Below are 21,611 nucleotides of genomic sequence, written 5' to 3' on the forward strand. Positions count from 1 at the left end.
GACCCGCCCGTGTTGCCGCAGCCTTCCGGCTCTGTTAGATCCTTTCCTGCCGTCTCATCCGCATGATCCCGAGGGAGTCTCTCTGCTGATGCCAGCATCCGCTGCCTCTGCCGCCCTGTGGCTGCTGTCTGCCTTTATCCTGTCCCTGGCCCTGACCCGTCTGGTGCTCGGCTGGCTGCGGGACAGGGCCATGATGGATATCCCCAATGAACGGTCAAGTCACAGTGTGCCAACACCGCGCGGGGGCGGTCTGGCCGTAACCGCCGTTCTACTGATCGGCTGGGCAATCGCCGGCCTGACCGCAACGGTGCCGGTGGCCTTCTGGGCAGTGCTGGCCGGGGCTTTTAGCCTCTCTGTGGTCTCATGGCTTGATGACCGGCTGAACCTGTCCCGCCGTCTGCGGTTCGGGCTGCACTTTGCCACCGCCCTGCTCGGTACCCTGCTTCTGCCGGAAACGGTACAGGTGTTTCAGGGATGGCTGCCGCTGTGGGCCGACCGGGCGCTGACCGTGCTGGGCTGGGTCTGGTTTATCAACCTCTATAACTTCATGGACGGCATTGACGGTATCACCGGCATCGAAACCGCCAGCATCGGGTCGGGGCTGGTGCTGATCGGCGCTCTGATCCCGGCGGCCAGCCTGCCCTATACCCCGCTGGGCCTGACCGCTGCCGGGGCCGCTCTCGGCTTTCTGGTGTTCAACTGGCATCCGGCAAAACTGTTCCTTGGGGATGTCGGATCGGTCCCGCTGGGATATCTGCTGGGCTTTGCGCTGATCCTGCTCGCTGCCGATGGCGCACTGGCCGCCGCCCTGCTGCTGCCGGCCTATTATCTGCTGGATGCCACCGTGACCCTGCTGAAGCGCCTGTTTCAGGGCAAAGCTATCGGGCAGGCGCACCGGGAACACTTTTATCAGCAGGCCGTCCATACCGGCGGCATGCGGCACAGCCGGGTTTCCATACTGGTTCTGGCCGCCAACCTTTCCCTGACCGGTGCGGCGGTTCTGTCCGTGACCGGCCGGGGCCTTCCCGCTCTGGCGCTGGCCACGGTGTCCCTGACCGTTATAGTGGTTCTCTTCCGCCGTCGCCCGCGCTAAAACAGCGTCTTTGATTTCCCGCTACCCGGAGCCTGTGCCCGTATGCTGTCGCGTCGTACGATCGCTGTTGCGCATGATATCATCATGGCGGCAGCCAGTTTTCTGCTGGCGCTCGCACTCCGCCTGGGGGGCAGCCTTCTGGATTTCATTCCGCTGAATGACCTGCTGATCGGTCTGCTCCTGTTTACGGTCACCGCTGCCGTCATGTTCCGGGTCGGCGGAATGTATAAAGGCATCTGGCGCTACGCCTCGGTGCGGGATCTGGTGGCAATCACCCGGGCCGTCAGCCTGACGGTGCTGATCTTCACCCTGCTGATGTTCATGCTGACCCGACTGGAAACGCTGCCAAGGTCCCTGCCGCTGATTAACTGGCTGGTTCTTTCCGCTCTGCTGGGGGGGCCCCGCTTTGCTTACCGGATGTGGAAAGATGGCGGACGGCGGGGAAGCAACCCGACAGACACCCCGCGCATCCCGGTGCTGCTGGCCGGAACCAATGATGCGGCGGATCTGTTCATCCGCGCCATGGAGCGCGGGGATGGTGACTACAGCGTCGTCGGCCTGCTAACCGAGCGGGCCGACCGGATCGGAATGCACATCCACGGTATCCCGGTGCTTGGCAGCTTCACCGCGCTGGCCGAGGTGCAGGCCCGCCTGAAGCAGGACGGCAAAGCCCCCCACAAACTGATTCTCTGCCGCGACGATGTCGAGGCCAGTTCGGTCCGCCGCCTGTTCGATCAGGCCCAGACCCTTGGCCTGCCGATGGCCCGTCTGCCGAGGATGAGCGACCTGCGGGAAGGCCTGACCGACCGCCTGACCCTGCGCCCGATCGCGATCGAAGATCTTCTGGGCCGCCCGCAGGTGACCCTGAACCGTGACGCCGTACGGAACCTGATCAGCGGGAAACGGGTGCTGATCACCGGTGCCGGTGGCTCAATCGGCAGCGAAATCGTCCGGCAGGTGGCAGATCTGTCCCCCGCCCGGCTGGTGCTGGCCGACAGTTCAGAATTCGCGCTCTACACCATTGATCTGGAACTGTCTGAACGCTGGCCGCAGGTCCGGCGGGATGCGCGGATCGTCGACGTGCGGGATGCCGGACGCCTTGAAGCGGTGTTCGCCGACCTGAAGCCGGAACTGGTACTGCATGCCGCCGCGCTGAAGCATGTGCCGCTGGTCGAGGCCAATCCGCTGGAAGGGATCCGTACCAACAGCCTTGGCACCGCGCAGGTGGCAGACGCCTGCCGCCGCCACGATGTCGGCCTGATGGTGATGATTTCCACCGACAAAGCGGTCAATCCCACCAATGTCATGGGCACCACCAAGCGGCTGGCGGAACTGTATTGCCAGTCCCGCGATCTGGAAGGGCGGGCCAGCGGATCAACCCGCTTTGTCACCGTGCGCTTCGGCAACGTGCTTGGGTCCACCGGGTCAGTGGTGCCACTGTTCCGCCGTCAGCTGGAACGCGGCGGCCCGCTGACCGTTACGCACCCAGACATGACCCGGTATTTCATGACCATCCGGGAAGCCGTCGAACTGGTGCTGGAAGCAGCCGCCATCGGCAGCCGGGATGACAGTTTCGGCGGTAAAATCGTCGTTCTGGACATGGGCGAGCCGGTAAAAATCGTTGATCTGGCACGGCAGATGATCCGGCTGGCCGGGTTGCGACCGGACGAAGATGTGAAAATCACCTTCACCGGCCCCCGCCCCGGCGAAAAACTGTTCGAGGAAATCTTCCACGGCGCGGAACCCCCGGTTCCGACCGACCATGCCGGGCTGCTGATTGCCACCCCCCGGCGGCCTGATCCCGACGTTCTGGCAGAACAGTTCGCCCGCCTGAAAGCCGCCTGCGACACCGGGGACACGACCCTGATGCACGATGTGTTCCGGATCCTGGTGCCGGAATATGTGGAAACCCCGCATGCCTGACCGCAGCGGGGCCCCCTGACGGGTCTGTCCGGCTGTTTGCTTACCCCAGCTGTTTGTTTACCAGAGAGTCGCCCGCGCCCGCTCCGGCCAGGTGCGGTCATAGGCCTCGCCGTCGATCTCCGGCTGCGCAGCCATCCGGCTGGCCGTCGCCAGAATCTGCCCCGGAGTCGGCAGGGTTTCTGCGGGAACCCGGCTTCCCTCTTCCCACAGGGCCGCCCGCACCACCGCCCGGGCACACTGGAAGAACACCGTTTCAATGCGGATCACCAGCACTGACCGGGGGGCCTTGCCCTCCACGGCAAAGCGCGACAGCAGGGCCGGGTCAATGCTCACCGCCCCCTGCCCGTTGACCCGCAGGGTTGTGCCACTGCCCGGTATCAGGAACAGCAGACCAACCGCCGGGTTGTGGATGACATTGCGCAGCGAGTCGATGCGGTTATTTCCCCGGCGGTCCGGCAACAGCAGGGTCCGGTCATCCTCGATAAACACCACCTGCCCGGCATCCCCACGGGGGGAGCAGTCCAGACCGCCCGGACCGCTGGTGGCCAAGGCAACAAACGGCGATGCTTCGATCAGACGCCGGTATTCCGGTATCAGGCGGTCCATTTCCTTCACGGTCGACGCCTGCGCCGGTATTCCGTAAAGATCCTGAAGAGCGGCCTCAGAGGTGACGAGGCTCTCCGGAGCAAACAACGGGTCTGTCATCATAGGTTCCTTCAGGGCGGGTTTGACCGACACGGTCAGGAGGACAGGACCGGCACTGGTCCCGAAGCTTTTTTTCAATACCTGTCCCTATCACATCCACGCTTCCGCCGCGCCTGTCCGGCAGGACAATGGACCCATGCATAAAAATTATCTCTCTCCGGGACGGTTCAGGGGTTGACCGGCGGATCCCGGCGGGACTACAGTCCTGTCCATGAACACGCGCATCACTCTCTTTTTGGCCTCCACGCTGGCCCTATCGCTACGGACCTAACGGTCCGGCGACCTGACCCCTGAGGCAGGATCGCCGGGACGACCGCTCTGCTGCACGCGCAGCACCGGATCTCCCCGCTTCCTTCTCCCTCTCCGGGTCTTTATGTGATGATCGCCTTTGGCACCTTTCCCATCTGCATGCTTACCCCTGTTGCCCGCTTCTGGCGTCCGGCACAGGTGTTCGTCTGGCGTCAGTCGCGACTACCGCCGTGTCTGCCTGTTTTGCCTGCCGACACTGCCATCTGATTTTCCGCGCCTCTGCGCCGACTGAACTGGACACCCGATCATGACCACCGCCACCGCCGCTATCGCCCATCCCGTAGACTGCACCGTAAAGTACCGCCCGTTCCCGCCGGTCGGCCTGACCGACCGCACCTGGCCGAATGCAACCATCACCACGGCCCCGATGTGGTGCAGCGTTGACCTGCGCGACGGCAATCAGGCTCTGGTGGAGCCGATGGGCTGGGAGCGGAAGCTCCGTCTGTGGGACATGCTGATCGCGATGGGCTTCAAGGAAATCGAGGTCGGCTTTCCTGCCGCATCGCAGACCGACTTTGACTTTGTCCGCATGCTGATCGAAGAGAACCGCATCCCCGATGGCGTCGCCATTCAGGTGCTGACCCAGTCACGTGACGCGCTGATTGCCCGCACCTTTGAAGCCGTGCGCGGTGCCAAGCATGCCATCGTCCACCTCTACAACTCGACCTCCACCCTTCAGCGCAAGGTGGTGTTCGGGCTGGAGAAAGACGGGATTATCGATATCGCCGTCAAAGGGGCCCGACTGATCCGGTCGCTGGCCGACAGCATGCCGGAAACCAAGATCACCTGTCAGTACAGCCCGGAAAGCTTTACCGGGACCGAGCTGGACTTTGCCGTGCAGATCACCGAAGCGGTGATGGACGTATGGCAGCCGACCACCGACCACAAGATGATCGTCAACCTGCCCGCCACTGTCGAAATGGCCGGGCCGCATATCTACGCCGATCAGATTGAATGGTTTGCCCGCAACGTGAAAAACCGGGACACCCTGATCCTGTCGGTACACCCGCATAACGACCGCGGCACCGCTGTTGCAGCGGCGGAACTGGGGGTGATGGCCGGGGCGGACCGTGTCGAAGGCACACTGTTCGGCAACGGCGAGCGCACCGGCAACGTCGATGTGGTGACACTGGCCCTCAACCTGTTCACGCAGGGGGTCGACCCGCAGCTCAACTGCTCCAACATTGCTGAAATCGTCGAAACTGCCGAGTATTGCACCCGCCTGCCGGTGCATCCGCGCCACCCCTACGCCGGGGAACTGGTCTATACCGCCTTCTCCGGCTCGCATCAGGATGCAATTTCCAAAGGCCTGAACGCCCTGCGGAAATCCAACGAGCCGGTGTGGGAGGTCCCGTACCTGCCGATTGATCCGGCGGACGTCGGCCGGGGTTACGAGGCGGTGATCCGCATCAACAGTCAGTCCGGCAAGGGGGGCGTCGCTTATATCCTCGAGCGCGACCACGGCCTGCAGACCCCGCGCCGTCTGCGGATTGAATTCTCGGAAACCGTACAGGCGATCACCGACACCGAAGAGCGGGAACTCAGCCCCGACGAAATCTGGAACACGTTCGAGACAGACTATCTGTCGCGCGATACCGCCGACAATCCGTGGTCAATCAGCGAATACACCACCATTCCGCTCGGTCGCGAAGCGGACAGCCCGCGCTCTCTGAAGGCGATCGTTCATCACAACGGCACCGCAACCGCCATTGAAGGCACCGGCAACGGCCCGATCGACGCCTTCGTCAACGCCCTGAATGCCGCATTCCCGCTGGATATTCAGGTCCTTGACTACCATGAGCATTCTGTCGGATCCGGGGCTGACGCACAGGCGATCTGCTATCTGGAAACCACGGTCGGCGGGAAAGGCCCGCTGTTCGGGGTCGGCCGTCACACCAATATCGTGATGGCCTCGCTGGAAGCGGTGATCAGTGCCGTCAACCGCTCCGGCCGCGCCCGCTATCAGGGGTAAACCCGTCAGCATCCGTTCCAGCCCCCCGCCGGTTTCTGACCGGCGGGGGGTTTTCACATCAGGCCAGAGCCTGCCCGGCAAAGGTGGCCCCCGGGTCGAAAGGGGCGACGTTGGCCAGAAACTGATCGACGCTGGCCGTCCAGTCGTTCTGCTCGGCAAAGGCACGGCAGCGGTCGCGGGGAATGCCCAGCGCCGCCAGAGCGGCCTGACGCAGATCGGTATCGAGAACCCCGACCGGCTGCTGAGGGTCCTGCTGCCCCAGCACATCTTTCGGGCCGGCGACAGGATAAGCGGCCACCGGCACCCCGCAGGCCAGCGCCTCCAGCGTCACCAGCCCAAAGGTGTCGGTCAGACTGGGGAAGACGAACACATCGGCGGCGGCAAAATGGCGAGCAAGCTCCACCCCGGTTTTTGCCCCGGTATACACCGCCTGCGGAAACCGCCGCTTCAGGGTCGCCAGATGCGGCCCATCCCCGACAATCACCTTACTGCCCGGCAGATCCAGCGCCAGAAAAGCCTCCAGATTCTTTTCCACCGCCACCCGCCCGACATTCAGGAAAATCGGACGCGGCAGATCCGGAAACAGACCGGTATCCCCCGGCGTGAACAGCGCGGTGTCCACCCCCCGGGTCCAGCGGCGGATGGCGTGAAATCCCCATGCCGTCAATTCATCCTCAATCCCCTGCGTCGCCACCATGACCGCCTGTGACGGGGCATGGAACCGACGCAGCAGCGCATAACTCCAGCGGGCAGGAAGCCCGAACCGGGCCTGCACATAATCCGGGAATTTGGTATGAAACGCCGTGGTGAAGGGAATATTCCGGGCCAGACATTCCGCCCGAGCGGCCACCCCCAGCGGCCCTTCGGTGGCAAGATGCACCACGCAGGGGCGGAAGGCCTCCAGCATCCGGCGGATCTGACGGCGGGGAAAAACCGCAAGACGGATTTCGGAATACGAAGGACAGGGAATGGTGCGGAACAGATCCGGGGTGATATACAGCACCTCGTGCCCCCGCTGCTCCAGATGGGTTTTCAATGTCGCCAGCGTGCGCACCACACCGTTGATCTGGGGAAACCACGCATCCGTCACCAACAGTATCCGCATTACCGGTCTCCGGAAGTATGAGGGGGGAACCGTCAGGCCGGAACCGGGGGAATGACCGTGTCATCCTCTTCCGGCGCGGCAGTCCGGCTGTTGGCGGCGGTCCATGCCTCCAGCGGCGAATAGGCGCGCTCCCGCGTCCAGTCGATAATTTCCAGACGGCCGTCCGCATGCTCCACCAGTGCGGTACAGCTTTCGACCCAGTCACCGTCGTTGCAGTACAGGATGCCGTCGACCTCCCGCAGTTCTGCGTGATGGATGTGGCCGCAGACCACACCGTCGAATTTCCGGCGGCGGGCTTCATCCACCATGGCCGTCTCGTAATTGGTGATGAACGACACCGCGTTCTTGACCCGGTTTTTCAAAAACCCGGACAGCGACCAGTACGGCAGGTTTAATTTCCGCCGTACCACGTTGAACCAGTGGTTCAGGGTCAGCGCCAGCGTATAGGCATGGTCGCCCAGCAGGGCCAGCCATTTGGCGTACAGCACCACCCCATCAAAGGCATCCCCGTGCGTCACCAGCAGGCGACGGCCATCCGCAGTGACATGCTCAGCCTCGGCCGTCAGCTCGATACTGCCGAAATCGTTGCCAAGGTAAGAGCGGGCAAATTCATCGTGATTGCCCGGCACGTAAACCACCCGGCAGCCTTTGCGGGCCTTGCGCAGCAGCTTCTGCACCACGTCATTATGGGCCTGCGGCCAGTACCAGCCCTTCCGCAGCCGCCAGCCATCAATAATATCGCCGACCAGATACAGGGTGTCAGACTCGGTATGGCGCAGAAAATCGAGGAGGAAATCCGCTTTGCATCCCCGGGTGCCCAGATGGACGTCGGACACAAAAATTGTGCGGTAGCGGCGTGGGGCGGGATCCGCCACCGGGGCGGAAGCAGGGGGGGACTGGGGCACGGTCATGCGGACCTCGGGCTCCGTCGCAGTGTCTGTCCGCCTGCATTCCTAGTGCAGAGCCTTGGCTTTCACTAGCGCTTTTCCTGACATTCTTTAAATATTCACCAACCCGACACTGTAATGTCATGCCATTCCGCCACACTCTCGCCGGAAAAAAACCCTCTATTTTATTTAAATGAGACGCAGGATATTGCCCATGACGCGCCCAAAACGCCTGACGGTCATTTTCAACCCGACCGCCGGGGGCAATAAACGCCGACGGTTACAGGCCGTTCTGGCGCACCTGCGCCGCCATGGGTGCGATCTTGACCTGCGGGAGACCACGCGGTCCGGCGATGCAGAGCGGTTCGCCGCCGCCCTGACACCGGGAGAGACCGACCTGATTGTTGCCGCCGGGGGAGATGGCACCATCAACGAAGTGGTCAACGGCCTGCTGGCCCTGCCTGCCGGGATGGCACCGCCGTTAGGCATCATTCCGCTTGGGACCGCCAATGTGCTGGCACTGGAAATGAAACAGGGCCTGTCCGCCGCCGCCATCGCCCGGACCCTGACCGGGGGCACCCCGCGCCCGCTGTGTGTGGTTGCCACCGACCAGCCTTCACCGGTGGACCCCGCCCGCCGCCGCCATTTTCTGCTGATGGCCGGGGCCGGATTTGATGCCCATGTGGTCGCCAACGTCCGGTTGGGCCTGAAACGCCATACCGGCAAGATGGCCTATGTGGTGGAAACCCTGTGGCAGGCCCTGCGCTATGATTTCCCGACCATCCGGCTGGAAGTGGACGGGCACGCCTACGACGCCGCCACCGCCGTCGCCTGTAACGGGCGGCTGTACGGAGGGCCCTTTGTGGTCGTTCCTGACGGGGATCTGGCGAAACCGACCCTGCGCATTGCCGTCCTGACCCGTAAGGGGTACCGCAATGTCTTCCGCTACGCGCTGGCCCTCGCCCTCGGCCGCCTGCCAGCTCTGAAGGATGTCGAGGTGCTGGAAACCACCCGGGTACGCCTGCTGGCACCGGAAGGGGCACCGCTGCAGGCCGACGGCGACAGTTTCGGCAGCCTGCCGCTGGAGCTGTGGCTTGCCGACCGGCGGATTGAGGTCACCTTCCCGCCACAAGAACCCGCCTGATCCGCAAGAACCGTCTTTTATGCGGCGGCGTTCACTGCTACACGTAGCGCCGTCCCCGGAATTATGACGAGTTCGCGATCTGCCATGACCGCTGCCGCCCCCGCTCCGACCACGGCCCCGCTGCCGCCCCTGACCATTGCCCTTGCCGGCCCGCGCGGTTTCTGCGCCGGGGTTGACCGGGCCATTCAGATTGTCGAACGGGCCCTGCAGAAGTTCGGTGCCCCGGTCTATGTCCGTCATGAGATCGTCCACAACAAGTTTGTGGTCGACAGCCTGCGCGCCAAAGGCGCCGTCTTCGTCGATGATCTGGCCCAGTGCCCTGCAGACCGCCCGGTGATCTTTTCGGCCCATGGGGTGCCGAAAAGCGTTCCCGCCGCCGCCGAAGCCCGGCAGATGACCTGGGTGGATGCCACCTGCCCGCTGGTCAGCAAAGTGCATATGGAAGCCGAGCGTCACGCCGACGACCACCGCCAGCTGATTCTGATCGGCCATGCCGGACACCCCGAGGTGATCGGCACCATGGGGCAGGTCCCCGACGGGGCGATGCTGCTGGTGGAAACCGTGGCCGATGCCGAGACCGTGCAGCCGCACGACCCCGCTGCACTGGCCTATGTCACCCAGACGACCCTGTCCGTCGACGAAACCGCCGATATCGTTGCCGTACTGCGCCGCCGCTTCCCGCAGATTCAGGGGCCGCGCAAGGAAGACATCTGTTACGCCACCACCAACCGGCAGGCCGCCGTCAAGGCAATGGTTGAAGGCTGTGATGCGGTGCTGGTGATCGGTGCCCCCAACTCCTCCAATTCCAAACGGCTGGTGGAAGTCGCCCGCAATGCCGGGTGCTCCCGTTCTCTGCTGGTGCAGCGGGCCGCCGATATCGACTGGTCCCAGATGGACGGTGTGCGCCGTCTGGGCCTGACCGCCGGGGCCTCCGCCCCCGAAGTGCTGGTGGAAGAAGTGATTGATGCCTGCCGGGAACGCTTTGCGGTGACGCTGGAGCATGTCTCCGTCACCGAAGAGAACGTCGTGTTCAAACTGCCCGCCATTCTGGCGGATGCCCCGGCGGCGGAGTAAACAAGCATGGCCGTCTATACCGAAGTCAGCGACGACGATCTCGATGCCTTTATCGCCCAGTACGACATCGGCACGCTGGAAAGCTGCAAGGGAATTGCCGAAGGGGTGGAAAACAGCAACTTTCTGCTGACCACGGACCGCGGCCCCTACATCCTGACCCTCTATGAAAAGCGGGTGAACCCGGATGACCTGCCGTTTTTTCTCGGCCTGACCGAACACCTGTCGGCCAACGGCTTCCCCTGCCCGCTGCCGGTCAAGGCCCGCGACGGCGTCGCCCTGCGGGAACTCTGCGGTCGCCCGGCGGCGATCATCAGCTTTCTGAAAGGGATGTGGCCGCGCAAAATCTCGCTGTCGCACTGTGCCCAGCTTGGCACTGCGCTGGCGAAGATGCATCAGGCGGGGGACGGGTTCAGCCTGACCCGGGCCAATGCCCTGTCGGTCTCCGGCTGGCGCCCGCTGTTCGACCTCGCCCGCGACCGCGCCGACGAGGTGCTGCCGGGTCTGGCCGATGAAATCGCCGCCGAACTGGATTATCTGGAAGCCCACTGGCCGACCGATCTGCCGCGCGGGGTCATTCATGCCGACGTGTTCCCCGACAACGTGTTCTTCCTTCACGACACCCTGTCGGGCGTGATCGACTTCTACTTCGCCTGTAACGACCTGCTGGCCTACGATCTGGCGATCTGCCTGAACGCGTGGTGCTTTGAAGGCGACAAAACCTTCAACGCCACCAAGGCCCGGCTGATGATCAGCGGCTACCTCAAGCAGCGCCCGATGAGCGAGGCCGAGCTGAACGCCCTGCCGCTGCTGTGCCGGGGGTCGGCGATGCGCTTTCTTCTGACCCGCCTGTATGACTGGCTGAACACCCCGCCGACGGCGATGGTCACCCGCAAGGATCCGCTGGAATACCTGCACAAGCTGCGCTTCCACCGGGCCACGCCCGGCCCCGGGGCCTATGGTCTGGGCTGAGCGGCATGACTGACACCGCGCCCGCCACAGATACCGTCGAGATTTACGCTGACGGGGCCTGCTCCGGCAACCCCGGCCCCGGCGGCTGGGGGGCGGTGCTGCGCTGGCGCGGCCATGAAAAAGAGCTGAACGGCGGCGAACCGGACACCACCAACAACCGTATGGAACTGATGGCGGTGATCGAGTCGCTGAAGGTGCTGAAACGCCCGATGACCATCGACGTCTATACCGACAGCACCTATGTGCAGAAGGGTATGACGGAGTGGATCTGGGGCTGGCGCCGGAACAACTGGCGCACCGCCGATAAAAAGCCGGTGAAAAACGCCGACCTGTGGCAGATGCTGGATGCTGAGGCCCGCCGCCATACGGTGCGCTGGCATTGGGTCAAAGGCCACGCCGGGCACCCGGAGAATGAACGGGCCGATGCGCTGGCCCGTGCCGGGGTACCGGGCCGGTCCTGAACCACCCCGGAGGCACCCCTTCTGTCGTTTTTCTTTCTGTGGAGTTTCCGGCCCGATGCGGGTGGACGCCTTTGATTTTGACCTGCCGAAAGAGCTGATCGCCGACCGCCCGGTGACACCGCGGGATGCTGCCCGTCTGCTGGATGTGACGGCTGACGGCTGCCTTGACCGGGGCGTGCGCGACCTGCCTGCCCTGCTGCAGCCGGGCGACGTGATGGTGTTCAACGACACCCGCGTCATTCCCGCCCGGCTGTTCGGACAGCGGGGTCCGCGCCAGCCCGGTGGCCTGCCGGCACAGGTGGAAGTGACCCTGCATCAGGCCCTGGGGCTGGACTGCTGGGCCGCGTTCGCCAAGGGGGCCAAGCGTCTGTCAGAAGGCGACGTGGTGACCTTTGCCGCTGACTTTGCCGCCACCATCACCGAAAAGCATGATGGCGGGGAAGTGATCCTGCGGTTCAACCGGGCCGGGCCGGAGCTGATGCAGGCGCTGGAAACCCACGGCCACCTGCCGCTGCCGCCCTATATGGGCCGCGAGGATGACGCCCGCGACCGGCAGGATTACCAGACGGTCTATGCCCGCCACGACGGGGCGGTGGCCGCCCCCACCGCCGGGCTGCACTTTACCCCGGCCCTGCTGGACGCGCTGGACGCCCGCGGCGTGAAACGGGTGCATGTGACGCTGCATGTCGGGGCCGGGACCTTCCTGCCGGTCAAGGTCGATGACACCCGCGACCACCGGATGCACAGCGAAAACGGTCTGATCTCGGCGGAAACCGCTGACACGATCAACGCAGCCCGGGCAGCGGGGGGGCGGCTGGTCTGCGTCGGCACCACCTCGATGCGGCTGATTGAAAGCGCGGCGCGGGACGATGGCACCATTCCGGCCTGGAGTGGCTCGACCGACATTTTCATCACCCCCGGCTACCGCTTCAAAGCGGTTGATCTGCTGATGACCAATTTCCATCTGCCCCGCTCCACCCTGTTCATGCTGGTCTCAGCCTTTGCCGGAATGGAGCGGATGCGGGCCGCCTACGACCACGCCATCCAGACCGGCTACCGTTTCTATTCCTATGGTGACAGCTCGCTGCTGCGCCGCGAGGAGATCCTGTGATGACCGCTTTTTCCTTCGAGGTTCTCGCCACCGACGGCGCAGCCCGGCTGGGCAAGATCCAGACCGCCCATGGCGAGATCGACACCCCGGTGTTCATGCCGGTGGGCACCGTCGGCACCGTCAAAGGCATGATGCCGGAAAATGTCGCCGCCACCGGGGCCCAGATCATCCTCGGCAATACCTATCACCTGATGCTGCGCCCCGGTGCCGACCGGGTACAGCGGCTGGGTGGCCTGCACACCATGATGAACTGGCCCGGCCCGATCCTGACCGACTCCGGCGGATTTCAGGTGATGAGTCTGGCCAAACTGCGCAAGATGACTGAAGAAGGCGTGACCTTCCGCAGCCACATCGACGGCAGCCGCCACACCCTGACCCCGGAAAATTCCACGGATATCCAGTACAAGCTGGACGCCACCATCACCATGGCGTTTGACGAATGCACCCCCTATCCGGTGGAAAAAAAGGGGGCCGCCGAATCGATGCGCCTGTCGATGCGGTGGGCCAAACGGTCACGGGATGCCTTTGTGCCACGGGATGGCTACGGCCAGTTTGGCATTGTGCAGGGCAGCGTCTTCCCCGATCTGCGGGAAGAGAGCATCAGCAAGCTGCGGGAGCTGGACTTTGAAGGCTATGCCGTCGGCGGTCTGGCAGTCGGTGAAGGACAGGAGATGATGTTCCGTGTCCTCGACAGCACCATGCCGAAGATGCCGACCGCCAAACCGCGTTACCTGATGGGCGTCGGCAAGCCGTCGGATATCGTCGGCGCGGTGGTCCGCGGCATTGACATGTTCGACTGCGTGATGCCGACCCGGTCAGGGCGGACCGCACAGGCGTTCACCCGGCGCGGTACCGTCAACCTGCGCAATGCCCGGCATCTGGACGACACCCGCCCGCTGGACGAAAGCTGTTCCTGCCCGGCCTGCCGCAACTATTCCCGTGCCTATCTGCACCATCTGATCCGGGCGGAAGAGATGCTCGGCCCCATGCTGCTGACCTGGCACAACATCCAGCATTATCAGGACCTGATGCGCGACCTGCGGGCCGCCATCAAGGCCGGAACCCTGACGCAGTTTGTGCAGGCGTTCGAGGCGCAGCAGGCCCTTGGCGATATCGACCCGCTTTAACACCAGAGAGTTCCTGTCATGACCAACAGCGACGCCTCCGGGCTGACCCAGCTCGGCACCAAGACCGATCTGCCGAACGACCCCAACGATGCCGTGCTGGAACGGGTCCCCAACCCGCACCCCGGCACCCTGTATGTCACCCGCTTTGTCGCCCCGGAATTCACCAGCCTGTGCCCGGTGACCGGCCAGCCGGATTTCGCCCATCTGGTGATCGACTATGTGCCCGGTGAGTGGCTGGTGGAATCGAAAAGCCTGAAGCTGTTCCTCGGCTCTTTCCGTAACCACGGCGCTTTTCATGAAGACTGCACCGTCTATATCGGCAAGCGTCTGGCGGAAGAGCTGAAGCCGGTGTGGCTGCGCATCGGTGGCTACTGGTATCCGCGCGGCGGCATCCCGATTGACGTATTCTATGCCACCGGCCCGGCACCGGATGGCCTGTGGCTGCCCGATCAGGGCGTTCCGCCGTACCGTGGCCGTGGCTGATCTGCCGCGCCATGCGTAAAAAACCGCCGCCGGTGCCCGATACCCCGGAAGGTCAGCGCGCCCTGATCCGGGCCGAGGCGCTGGCGGCGGGCTTTGACACTGTTGCCTTTGCCCGCGCCACCATCAGCGATGCTGACCGCGCCAATCTGGCCGCCTATGTCGCCGACGGGCGCCACGGCACCATGGCGTGGATGGAAGAGACGCTGGAACGCCGCTCCTCCCCCACCGCGATGTGGCCGGAGGCGGTCACCGCCATCACACTGGGCGTCAATTACCGCACCCTGACTGCGCCGCTGACGCTTCTGGAGCAGCCTGACCGCGGTTATATCAGTGTCTACGCCCGGCACCGCGACTATCACGACCTGATCAAAAAACGCCTGAAACAGGTGGCTGGCTGGCTGCATCAGACCTTCGGCGCCGATGTGAAGGTCTTCGTCGACACCGCCCCACTGCTGGAAAAATCTCTGGCGGTGGAAAGTGGCCTCGGCTGGCGCGGCAAACACACCAACATCGTCACCCGGGACTTTGGCAGCTGGCTGTTTCTGGGCGAGATCCTGACCACCCTGCCGCTGCCTGCCGACAGCCCGCAGGACGATCACTGCGGATCCTGCACCCGCTGTCTGGATATCTGCCCGACCGGGGCCTTTGACGGCCCCCGCCGCATTGATGCCCGCAAATGCATCTCTTACTTAACCATCGAGCATAAAGAGCCGATTCCCCGCGCGCTGCGTCCCCTGATGGGCAACCGCATTTATGGCTGCGATGACTGTACCGCCATCTGCCCGTGGAACCGCTTTGCCCCGCCGACGCCCCACAGCGACTTTCTGCCCCGGATTGAGCTGACCGCACCGCGACTGGCCGATCTGGCCCAGCTTGACGATGACGGCTTCCGCAGCCTGTTCACCGCCAGCCCGGTCAAACGGATCGGCCGGGACCGTTTTTTACGCAATGTTCTGATTGCCCTTGGGAACTGCGGCGATCCGGCACAGGCCGCCGCTGCCCGCCCCCTGCTGTCGGACCCGTCGCCACTGGTACGGGGGGCTGCGGTCTGGGCGCTGTCGCGGTTGCTCTCCGGGGCTGATTTCGCCATGCTGCGGAACCACTACGCCCCTGCCGAAACCGACCCGGAGGTTCAGGACGAATGGCGCTGCGCCGCTTCCTGCTGATCGCCCTGCTGGGCAGCCTGCTGCCTCAGCCCGGCGTTGCTGCCCCAGACTGCGCGACCTGCCCGGACATGATGCAGATCCCCGGCGGCACCCTGACCCGGGCCGATGGCAGCGAGACGGAGATCGCCCCCTTTCTGATGGGAGCCACCGAGGTCACCTTCGACCAGTTCCAGCAGTGCGTTGATGCCGGGGCCTGCCGGGCTGATGTCGGAGACCGCGACTGGGGGCGCGGCACCCGGCCGGTCATCAACGTCACCCATGCCGATGCGGAAACCTATGTTCGGTGGCTGCGGGACACCACCGGCCTGCCATACCGGCTGCCAACCGAAGACGAATGGGAATGGGCCGCCCGGGGTGGCACCAGAACCCGCTTCTGGTGGGGGGAGGAGGCGGGACAGATGCATGCCAACTGCCGGTACTGCGGGCCGGATGATGGCGGCAGACGCTCTATGCCCGTTGCCTCATTTCCGCCCAACGCCTACGGCTTGTATGACACCGCAGGCAATGTAATGGAGTGGGTGGAAGACTGCTGGGCTGACCGCCGCGACACGCCCCCGCCAAAGCGGGACTGCGCCTTCCGTGTTGCCAAAGGCGGGGCCTGGTATTACGTGCCGGAGCAGGCCCGCCCGGATAACCGGGTACGTCAGCGGGCCGACCTGTGGAGCTATACGGTCGGCTTCCGGATTGCCCGCTGACACAGCATCGCGGCCCCATCAGGCCGCTGACGGTAAGGCCAGAATGAAGAGGCTGCCGCCGCCGTCCGCAGGAACGTAGTCCAACGTTCCGCCCATCAGCTCAGTCAGACGCCGGGACAGAGCCAACCCCAGCCCGGAGCCTTCAATCGAACTGGCTTCACGCCCGAGGCGGTTAAAGGCCTCAAACAGACGGTCACGCTGCATCGGGGGAATACCGACACCGCTGTCTTCAATCTCAATCCGGATCATGTCTCCGTCGGGGGCAATCCGCAGCATCACGACCCCGCCTTCACGGTTATACTTCACCGCATTGCCCAGCAGATTGAACAGAATCTGCCGCAGACGGCGCGGATCAGCCAAAACCCGACCAGGATAAAAGCCATCGCCGTCAGGAAGCTGAATCGCGGCCCGCTGCGCCTGTGGCTGTAAAGCGGTCAGGCAGTCAGGCAGCACATCCTGCAGCAACACCGGCTGACAGTTCACCGGCATATCCCCCTGCAGACAACTGGAATAATCCAGAATATCCGTCACCAGTGCGTGCAGGTGCCGCCCGCTCTGGCGCACGGACTCAAGAGCGCGGGATTGCCGGTCGGTCAACGGGTCGGGCCAGATATCGACCACCAGATCAACAAAACCGATCACTGCATTCAACGGCGTCCGCAGTTCGTGACTGACACTGGACAGGAAACGGTCCTTCGCGGCCGCAGCCCGCAGACTGGCATCATGAGCCGCCTGCAGGGCTTCGGCATTGCGCTGACGCTCGGCGATTTCCTGCTGAAGACGCGACTGCTCCGCCGTCAGGTCAGCCAGCAGCGCAGCGTTGCGCAGCTGAAGCGTCAGCCTCTGTTTCATCAGGGTATTGAAACGGAAGGTGTAATACAGCAGGAACAGACAGAAAGGCACGGTGAACACCAGCACCGGCGCCAGATAATGCCGCAGAAACGGCTGATCCAGCCCGGCCAGCATCACCCCCAACAGAGAAATCATCTGTATCGCCGCCACCTGACGGCTGGCATGGGCAGAAAATGCGGCCCCCGCCGCTGTACCAATGATCACCGCCAGTACAATCAGCACGTCTTCCGGCAGAGCGTCCACCGGCAGAGCAAACAGCAGCCCCCCCCCACAGCCCACCGGACAACAGGGCGGCAGCGGTCTGCACCCATTCCCATCCGGCCGGACTCAGTCGCTGGCTCTGGGTACGATACGCCAGAAACAGGCCAAGCCGCGCCACCAGCACCAACGCCAGAACCACCCCCCATTGCGGCAGCAGAGACGGCGCACTGTCGCGCAGCAGAAAGCCGAGCAGCAGCCCCAGATTGGCCAGTGCAATCAGAATCCCGACCCCATTGGAGTCCATCAGGACCCGGATCCGCTCCTGCTCTACATGATGGGATATCATTTCTGTCCGACAACCCCCGTAGCCGTCTGCTTCCCCCGAAGCAGGCGGTATTAATGCCCCGCCGGGCAGTGCTAACGGGAAAGAGCGGCGCGGGCAACCCTCTATTGGGCCCCGGCTTCAGACAGGGTCGGCTCAGGTCACTCCACGGCCTGTCGCAGGGCCGAGGCTGCGGCCCAGGGGCACAGGGCCAGTGCCGACAGCAGCATTGCCGACAGAACCAGCAGCTGGGCCCGGACTTCAAAGCCCATCACCGCCGCGTCAACCGCCGACACCCCGAACACCAGCACCGGGATATACAGCGGCAGCACCAGCAGAGACAGAAGAACACCGCCCCGCCGCGCCCCCAGCACCAGCGCCGCCCCTACGGCCCCGATCAGCGACAGGGTCGGCGTCCCCAGCAGCATTGCCACGATCAGGATCAGAAAACCGTCCTGATTAAGATGCAGCAGCACGGCCAGCACCGGGGCCGCCAGCAGCAGCGGCAGACCGGTGGTCAGCCAGTGCGCCGCCACCTTGCCCATCACCAGCAGCGACAGCGGCACCGGCGACAGCGTGATCAGATCCAGAGAGCCGTCCTCATAATCCGCCTGAAACAGCCGGTCGAGGGACAGCATGGACGCCAGCAGCGCGGTCACCCACAGCACGCCGGCGGCAATCCGCTCCAGCACCCCGGTTTCCGGCCCGACCCCGAAGGGAAACAGCACAACGGTGAGCACAAAGAACATCACCACCATCAGGCTGTCAGAACCCTGACGCAGGGCCAGCCGCAGATCCCGGCGGATAATCGCAAGAAAGGCGGCCATGATCAGTCCTCCGCCCCGTCAGTCTCGTCATCCCAGTCATAACGGTTCCGGGGGGCGAAACGGTCCATATGGAACTCCTGCGCCCCCGGCAGGGCGACATCAATATGTGTCGACAGCACCACCATGCCCCCGGCGGCCCGGTGCGCGGCAATCGCCTGCTCCAGCACCGCGACCGAGGCCCGGTCCAGCGCCGTTGTCGGCTCGTCCAGCAGCCACAGCGGGGCCGGGGCGGCAAACAGGCGGGACAGATTGGTGCGGCGCTTCTGCCCGGCAGACAGCATCTTGCCCGGCACATCCAGCAGGCGGGCCATCTCAAAGCGGGCCACCGCCGCCTCGACCTGCGCATCAGCCTGCGCCGCGCTGCGCTCCGGCTGCCATTGCCGGACCCAGAAAGCGATATTCTCCCGCACGGTCAGCACCGGCTTGATCGCATCCTGATGGCCGATGTACCGGGCCCGGGCGCCATGCCCTTCGCGGTCAGAGAAAATACTCTCGTCATCCCACAGTACGTCGCCGCGCGCCGGATGCAGCAGCCCGGCCATCAGCCGCAGCAGACTGGATTTGCCGGATCCGTTCGGCCCCAGCAGCAGCAGGGCCTGACCGGGGGCCAGCGAAAAAGACAGGTCGGTGAACACCACCCGGTCGCCACGGATACAGGTCAGGCCACGCCCTTCAAACAGCGGGGCAGCGGCGGCAGGCGGTACGGCGGGGGGGATCAATGTGTCAGTCATGGCGCAAGACAATAGAATCTGTCTGCCCGCAGGGGAAGCCGGAACTGGCTGAAACCGGCGGCAGATCAGAGCTATTCCAGACAAACGCGCCTGAGGCGGCGACTGCGGGGAGGGGGGAGATCGGCGGCAGCCGGTGCCTTTTACGGGTTCGAGGGGGACAGGGTAGGAAGGACGAACCCAAGGACACCGGCGCCGTGTGTGGATGATGATTGCGGCAGCAACAGGGAAGGGATCTGCCGTAATCGCGGCCCCTCAGAGCGGTTGAGGGTGTCGGCTTCAGGGGGATTAAAGCCGGACTGTGCCGTCCACGTTGAAGAAGATGGCGGACAACTGTGGCGAAAATAGGGTGAGGCCGGGGTATCTTTGTGATCGCGGCGTTTTGTCTGCCTGCCCCCTGCCCACCTGCTGCGCGCTGCTGAAAAGAAAACGGGCGGGGAATACACCCCGCCCGCCTGCTGTTTCTGTCGCCGCAGCGCTTACTTCGGCTCACCCATACGCAGGGCTTCGATGAAGGCGTTCTGCGGGATTTCGACCTTGCCGAACTGCCGCATCCGCTTTTTGCCTTCCTTCTGCTTTTCGAGCAGCTTTTTCTTACGGCTGATATCACCGCCATAACACTTGGCGGTCACATCCTTACGCATGGCGCTGATGGTTTCGCGGGCAATCACCCGACCGCCGATCGCCGCCTGAATCGGGATCTTGAACAGGTGCTTCGGAATCAGGTCCTTCAGACGTTCGCAGATCTGACGGCCCCGGTATTCGGCCTGACTGCGGTGCGCCATGAAGGCCAGCGCATCCACCGGCTCGGCATTAACCAGAATGCCGACTTTCACCAGTTCGCCTTCCAGATACTCGTCCACTTCGTAATCGAAGCTGGCATAACCCTTGGAGATCGACTTCAGACGGTCATAGAAATCGAACACGATTTCGTTCAGCGGTAGACGATACACCGCCATCGCGCGGTTGCCGACATAAGTCAGATCGACCTGTACCCCACGACGTTCGCTGCACAGGGTCAGGACCGAGCCGAGATATTCATCGGGGACCATGATGGTCGCCTTCACCCACGGCTCCTCAATCCGGTCGATCTTGACCGGATCAGGGAAGTCTGCCGGGTTGTGCAGCTCTTTCACCTCGCCATCGGTCATGTGCATCCGGTACACCACCGACGGCGCGGTGGTGATCAGATCCAGATCGAATTCACGGTCCAGACGTTCCTGAATGATTTCCATATGCAGCAGGCCGAGGAAGCCGCAGCGGAAGCCGAACCCCAGCGCGGCGGAATTTTCCGGCTGGAAGTCGAAGCTGGAGTCATTCAGCCGCAGCTTGGCAAGGCTGTCGCGCAGGTGTTCATACTGCGAGGAGTCAACCGGGAACAGGCCGCACCACACCACCGGGATCGACGGCTTGAAGCCCGGCAGCGGCGCGGCGGCAGGCTTCTGGTCATCGGTGATGGTATCCCCGACCTGGGTATCGGCGACGGTTTTGATCCCGGCCATGATGAAACCGACCTGACCGGCGGTCAGTTCCGGCAGATCGGTCAGCTTGGGGCTGAATACGCCGACGCGGTCGATGGTATGGGTGGCCCCGGTCTGCATCATGCGGACCTTCATGCCCTTCTTCAGGCGGCCTTCCGTGACACGGACCAGAATGATGACGCCGAGGTAGGAGTCATACCAGCTGTCGACCAGCAGAGCCTGCAGCGGCTTGGTGACATCACCCTGCGGCGGCGGCAGGCGGGTGACCACCGCTTCCAGCACCGCGCCGATATTCAGGCCGGTCTTGGCAGAAATCTCGACCGCCTCGGAGGCATCGATGCCGATCACGTCCTCAATCTGCTGGCGCACCCGCTCCGGCTCAGCGGCGGGCAGGTCAATCTTGTTCAGAACCGGGACGATCTCGTGATTGGCGTCAATGGCCTGATAAACGTTGGCCAGCGTCTGCGCCTCCACCCCCTGCGAGGCATCGACGACCAGCAGCGAGCCTTCACAGGCTGCCAGCGACCGGCTGACCTCATAGGCGAAGTCGACGTGGCCCGGGGTGTCCATCAGGTTCAGCTGATAGGTCAGCCCATCGGCTGCCTTATACAGCAGGCGGACGGTCTGCGCCTTGATGGTGATGCCGCGTTCGCGCTCGATATCCATCGAATCGAGCACCTGCTCCTTCATTTCGCGGTCGGTCAGGGCCCCGCAATGCTGGATCAGGCGGTCAGCCAGCGTGGACTTACCGTGGTCGATGTGGGCAATGATGGAGAAGTTGCGAATAAGGCTGAGATCGGTCATGGCCGTGTTCAATAGACTCTGGGATTGGGGACCATAGGGCCAAAGCGCCCTGCGGGCAACGGCTGTATGCAGGGGGCAGCGCCCTGACCGGCTGTTTTCACGTTCCCCTTGCGGCAACTTCGCGGTGGCGCCCCGGTTTGCGCTGCCGTAAGGTGGCCCCTTCTCTCCCCCC

Annotated in this window: 19 protein-coding genes; 12 read left to right on the forward strand and 7 right to left on the reverse strand. The window is 63.9% G+C overall.

Annotation, left to right across the window (positions count from 1 at the left end; genetic code table 11):
- Positions 1–88 precede the first annotated feature (88 nt).
- A complete protein-coding gene (locus G365_RS0111715) occupies positions 89–1,093 on the forward strand; it encodes an MraY family glycosyltransferase (protein WP_019645721.1) in 1,005 nt (334 codons plus the stop codon).
- 42 nt (positions 1,094–1,135) lie between these two features.
- The gene (locus G365_RS21280; protein WP_019645722.1) at positions 1,136–3,016 is read left to right on the forward strand and encodes a polysaccharide biosynthesis protein; all 1,881 of its coding nucleotides are present in this window, start codon (positions 1,136–1,138) and stop codon (positions 3,014–3,016) included.
- Between the two features lie 57 nt (positions 3,017–3,073).
- Here the strand turns inward: G365_RS21280 and G365_RS0111725 are convergent, their stop codons facing one another.
- On the reverse strand, positions 3,074–3,724 hold the full coding sequence (locus tag G365_RS0111725) for a pyridoxamine 5'-phosphate oxidase family protein (protein WP_026345302.1): 651 nt from the start codon (positions 3,722–3,724) through the stop codon (positions 3,074–3,076).
- Positions 3,725–4,277: 553 nt separating this feature from the next.
- Between G365_RS0111725 and leuA the strand changes: the two genes are divergently transcribed.
- Positions 4,278–6,002, forward strand: a complete 1,725-nt coding sequence (gene leuA / locus G365_RS0111730) for a 2-isopropylmalate synthase (protein ID WP_019645724.1) — start codon at positions 4,278–4,280, stop codon at positions 6,000–6,002.
- A 58-nt stretch (positions 6,003–6,060) separates the two neighbouring features.
- Here leuA and G365_RS0111735 read toward each other — a convergent pair whose 3' ends face one another.
- Entirely contained in the window at positions 6,061–7,107 is a 1,047-nt protein-coding gene (locus tag G365_RS0111735; protein WP_019645725.1) for a glycosyltransferase family 4 protein, read from the reverse strand.
- Between the two features lie 32 nt (positions 7,108–7,139).
- Positions 7,140–8,018, reverse strand: coding sequence for a UDP-2,3-diacylglucosamine diphosphatase (locus G365_RS0111740; protein ID WP_019645726.1), 879 nt, complete (start codon positions 8,016–8,018; stop codon positions 7,140–7,142).
- 190 nt (positions 8,019–8,208) lie between these two features.
- On the opposite strand from G365_RS0111740, the gene G365_RS21285 reads away from it, so the two are divergent.
- The 9 genes from G365_RS21285 to G365_RS21290 all read left to right on the forward strand — a co-directional run bounded on the left by G365_RS21285 (position 8,209) and on the right by G365_RS21290 (position 16,224).
- The gene (locus G365_RS21285) at positions 8,209–9,138 is read left to right on the forward strand and encodes a diacylglycerol/lipid kinase family protein (RefSeq protein WP_019645727.1); all 930 of its coding nucleotides are present in this window, start codon (positions 8,209–8,211) and stop codon (positions 9,136–9,138) included.
- Positions 9,139–9,222: 84 nt separating this feature from the next.
- Positions 9,223–10,212 carry a 4-hydroxy-3-methylbut-2-enyl diphosphate reductase gene (ispH, locus tag G365_RS0111750; RefSeq protein WP_019645728.1) on the forward strand — a complete coding sequence of 330 codons (990 nt, stop codon included), beginning with the start codon at positions 9,223–9,225 and terminating at the stop codon, positions 10,210–10,212.
- A 6-nt stretch (positions 10,213–10,218) separates the two neighbouring features.
- The gene (locus G365_RS0111755) at positions 10,219–11,181 is read left to right on the forward strand and encodes a homoserine kinase (RefSeq protein ID WP_019645729.1); all 963 of its coding nucleotides are present in this window, start codon (positions 10,219–10,221) and stop codon (positions 11,179–11,181) included.
- 5 nt (positions 11,182–11,186) lie between these two features.
- Positions 11,187–11,642 carry a ribonuclease HI gene (gene rnhA, locus G365_RS0111760; RefSeq protein ID WP_019645730.1) on the forward strand — a complete coding sequence of 152 codons (456 nt, stop codon included), beginning with the start codon at positions 11,187–11,189 and terminating at the stop codon, positions 11,640–11,642.
- A 55-nt stretch (positions 11,643–11,697) separates the two neighbouring features.
- Positions 11,698–12,753 (forward strand): tRNA preQ1(34) S-adenosylmethionine ribosyltransferase-isomerase QueA, encoded by a 1,056-nt coding sequence (gene queA, locus G365_RS0111765; RefSeq protein WP_019645731.1) that lies wholly within the window; start codon positions 11,698–11,700, stop codon positions 12,751–12,753.
- Entirely contained in the window at positions 12,753–13,880 is a 1,128-nt protein-coding gene (gene tgt / locus G365_RS0111770; protein WP_019645732.1) for a tRNA guanosine(34) transglycosylase Tgt, read from the forward strand. Before queA ends, tgt begins: the two co-directional genes overlap by 1 nt.
- Before the next feature lie 18 nt (positions 13,881–13,898).
- Complete coding sequence (gene queF / locus G365_RS0111775; RefSeq protein ID WP_019645733.1) at positions 13,899–14,363, forward strand: preQ(1) synthase; 465 nt, start codon at positions 13,899–13,901, stop codon at positions 14,361–14,363.
- Between the two features lie 11 nt (positions 14,364–14,374).
- On the forward strand, positions 14,375–15,529 hold the full coding sequence (queG, locus tag G365_RS0111780; protein ID WP_019645734.1) for a tRNA epoxyqueuosine(34) reductase QueG: 1,155 nt from the start codon (positions 14,375–14,377) through the stop codon (positions 15,527–15,529).
- A complete protein-coding gene (locus G365_RS21290; protein WP_081628528.1) occupies positions 15,505–16,224 on the forward strand; it encodes a formylglycine-generating enzyme family protein in 720 nt (239 codons plus the stop codon). The genes queG and G365_RS21290 overlap by 25 nt, the downstream gene beginning before the upstream one ends.
- Before the next feature lie 18 nt (positions 16,225–16,242).
- Here G365_RS21290 and G365_RS0111790 read toward each other — a convergent pair whose 3' ends face one another.
- From G365_RS0111790 to lepA, 4 genes are all read right to left on the reverse strand, one after another.
- Positions 16,243–17,319 (reverse strand): sensor histidine kinase, encoded by a 1,077-nt coding sequence (locus tag G365_RS0111790; protein ID WP_155976239.1) that lies wholly within the window; start codon positions 17,317–17,319, stop codon positions 16,243–16,245.
- 441 nt (positions 17,320–17,760) lie between these two features.
- The gene (gene ccmB / locus G365_RS0111795; RefSeq protein WP_019645736.1) at positions 17,761–18,426 is read right to left on the reverse strand and encodes a heme exporter protein CcmB; all 666 of its coding nucleotides are present in this window, start codon (positions 18,424–18,426) and stop codon (positions 17,761–17,763) included.
- Between the two features lie 2 nt (positions 18,427–18,428).
- Positions 18,429–19,157 carry a heme ABC exporter ATP-binding protein CcmA gene (gene ccmA, locus G365_RS0111800; protein ID WP_019645737.1) on the reverse strand — a complete coding sequence of 243 codons (729 nt, stop codon included), beginning with the start codon at positions 19,155–19,157 and terminating at the stop codon, positions 18,429–18,431.
- A 476-nt stretch (positions 19,158–19,633) separates the two neighbouring features.
- The gene (gene lepA, locus G365_RS0111805) at positions 19,634–21,439 is read right to left on the reverse strand and encodes a translation elongation factor 4 (protein ID WP_019645738.1); all 1,806 of its coding nucleotides are present in this window, start codon (positions 21,437–21,439) and stop codon (positions 19,634–19,636) included.
- Positions 21,440–21,611: the final 172 nt, after the last annotated feature.

It is taken from the genome of Novispirillum itersonii subsp. itersonii ATCC 12639, from assembly GCF_000381985.1.
GTDB lineage: Bacteria > Pseudomonadota > Alphaproteobacteria > Rhodospirillales > Rhodospirillaceae > Novispirillum > Novispirillum itersonii.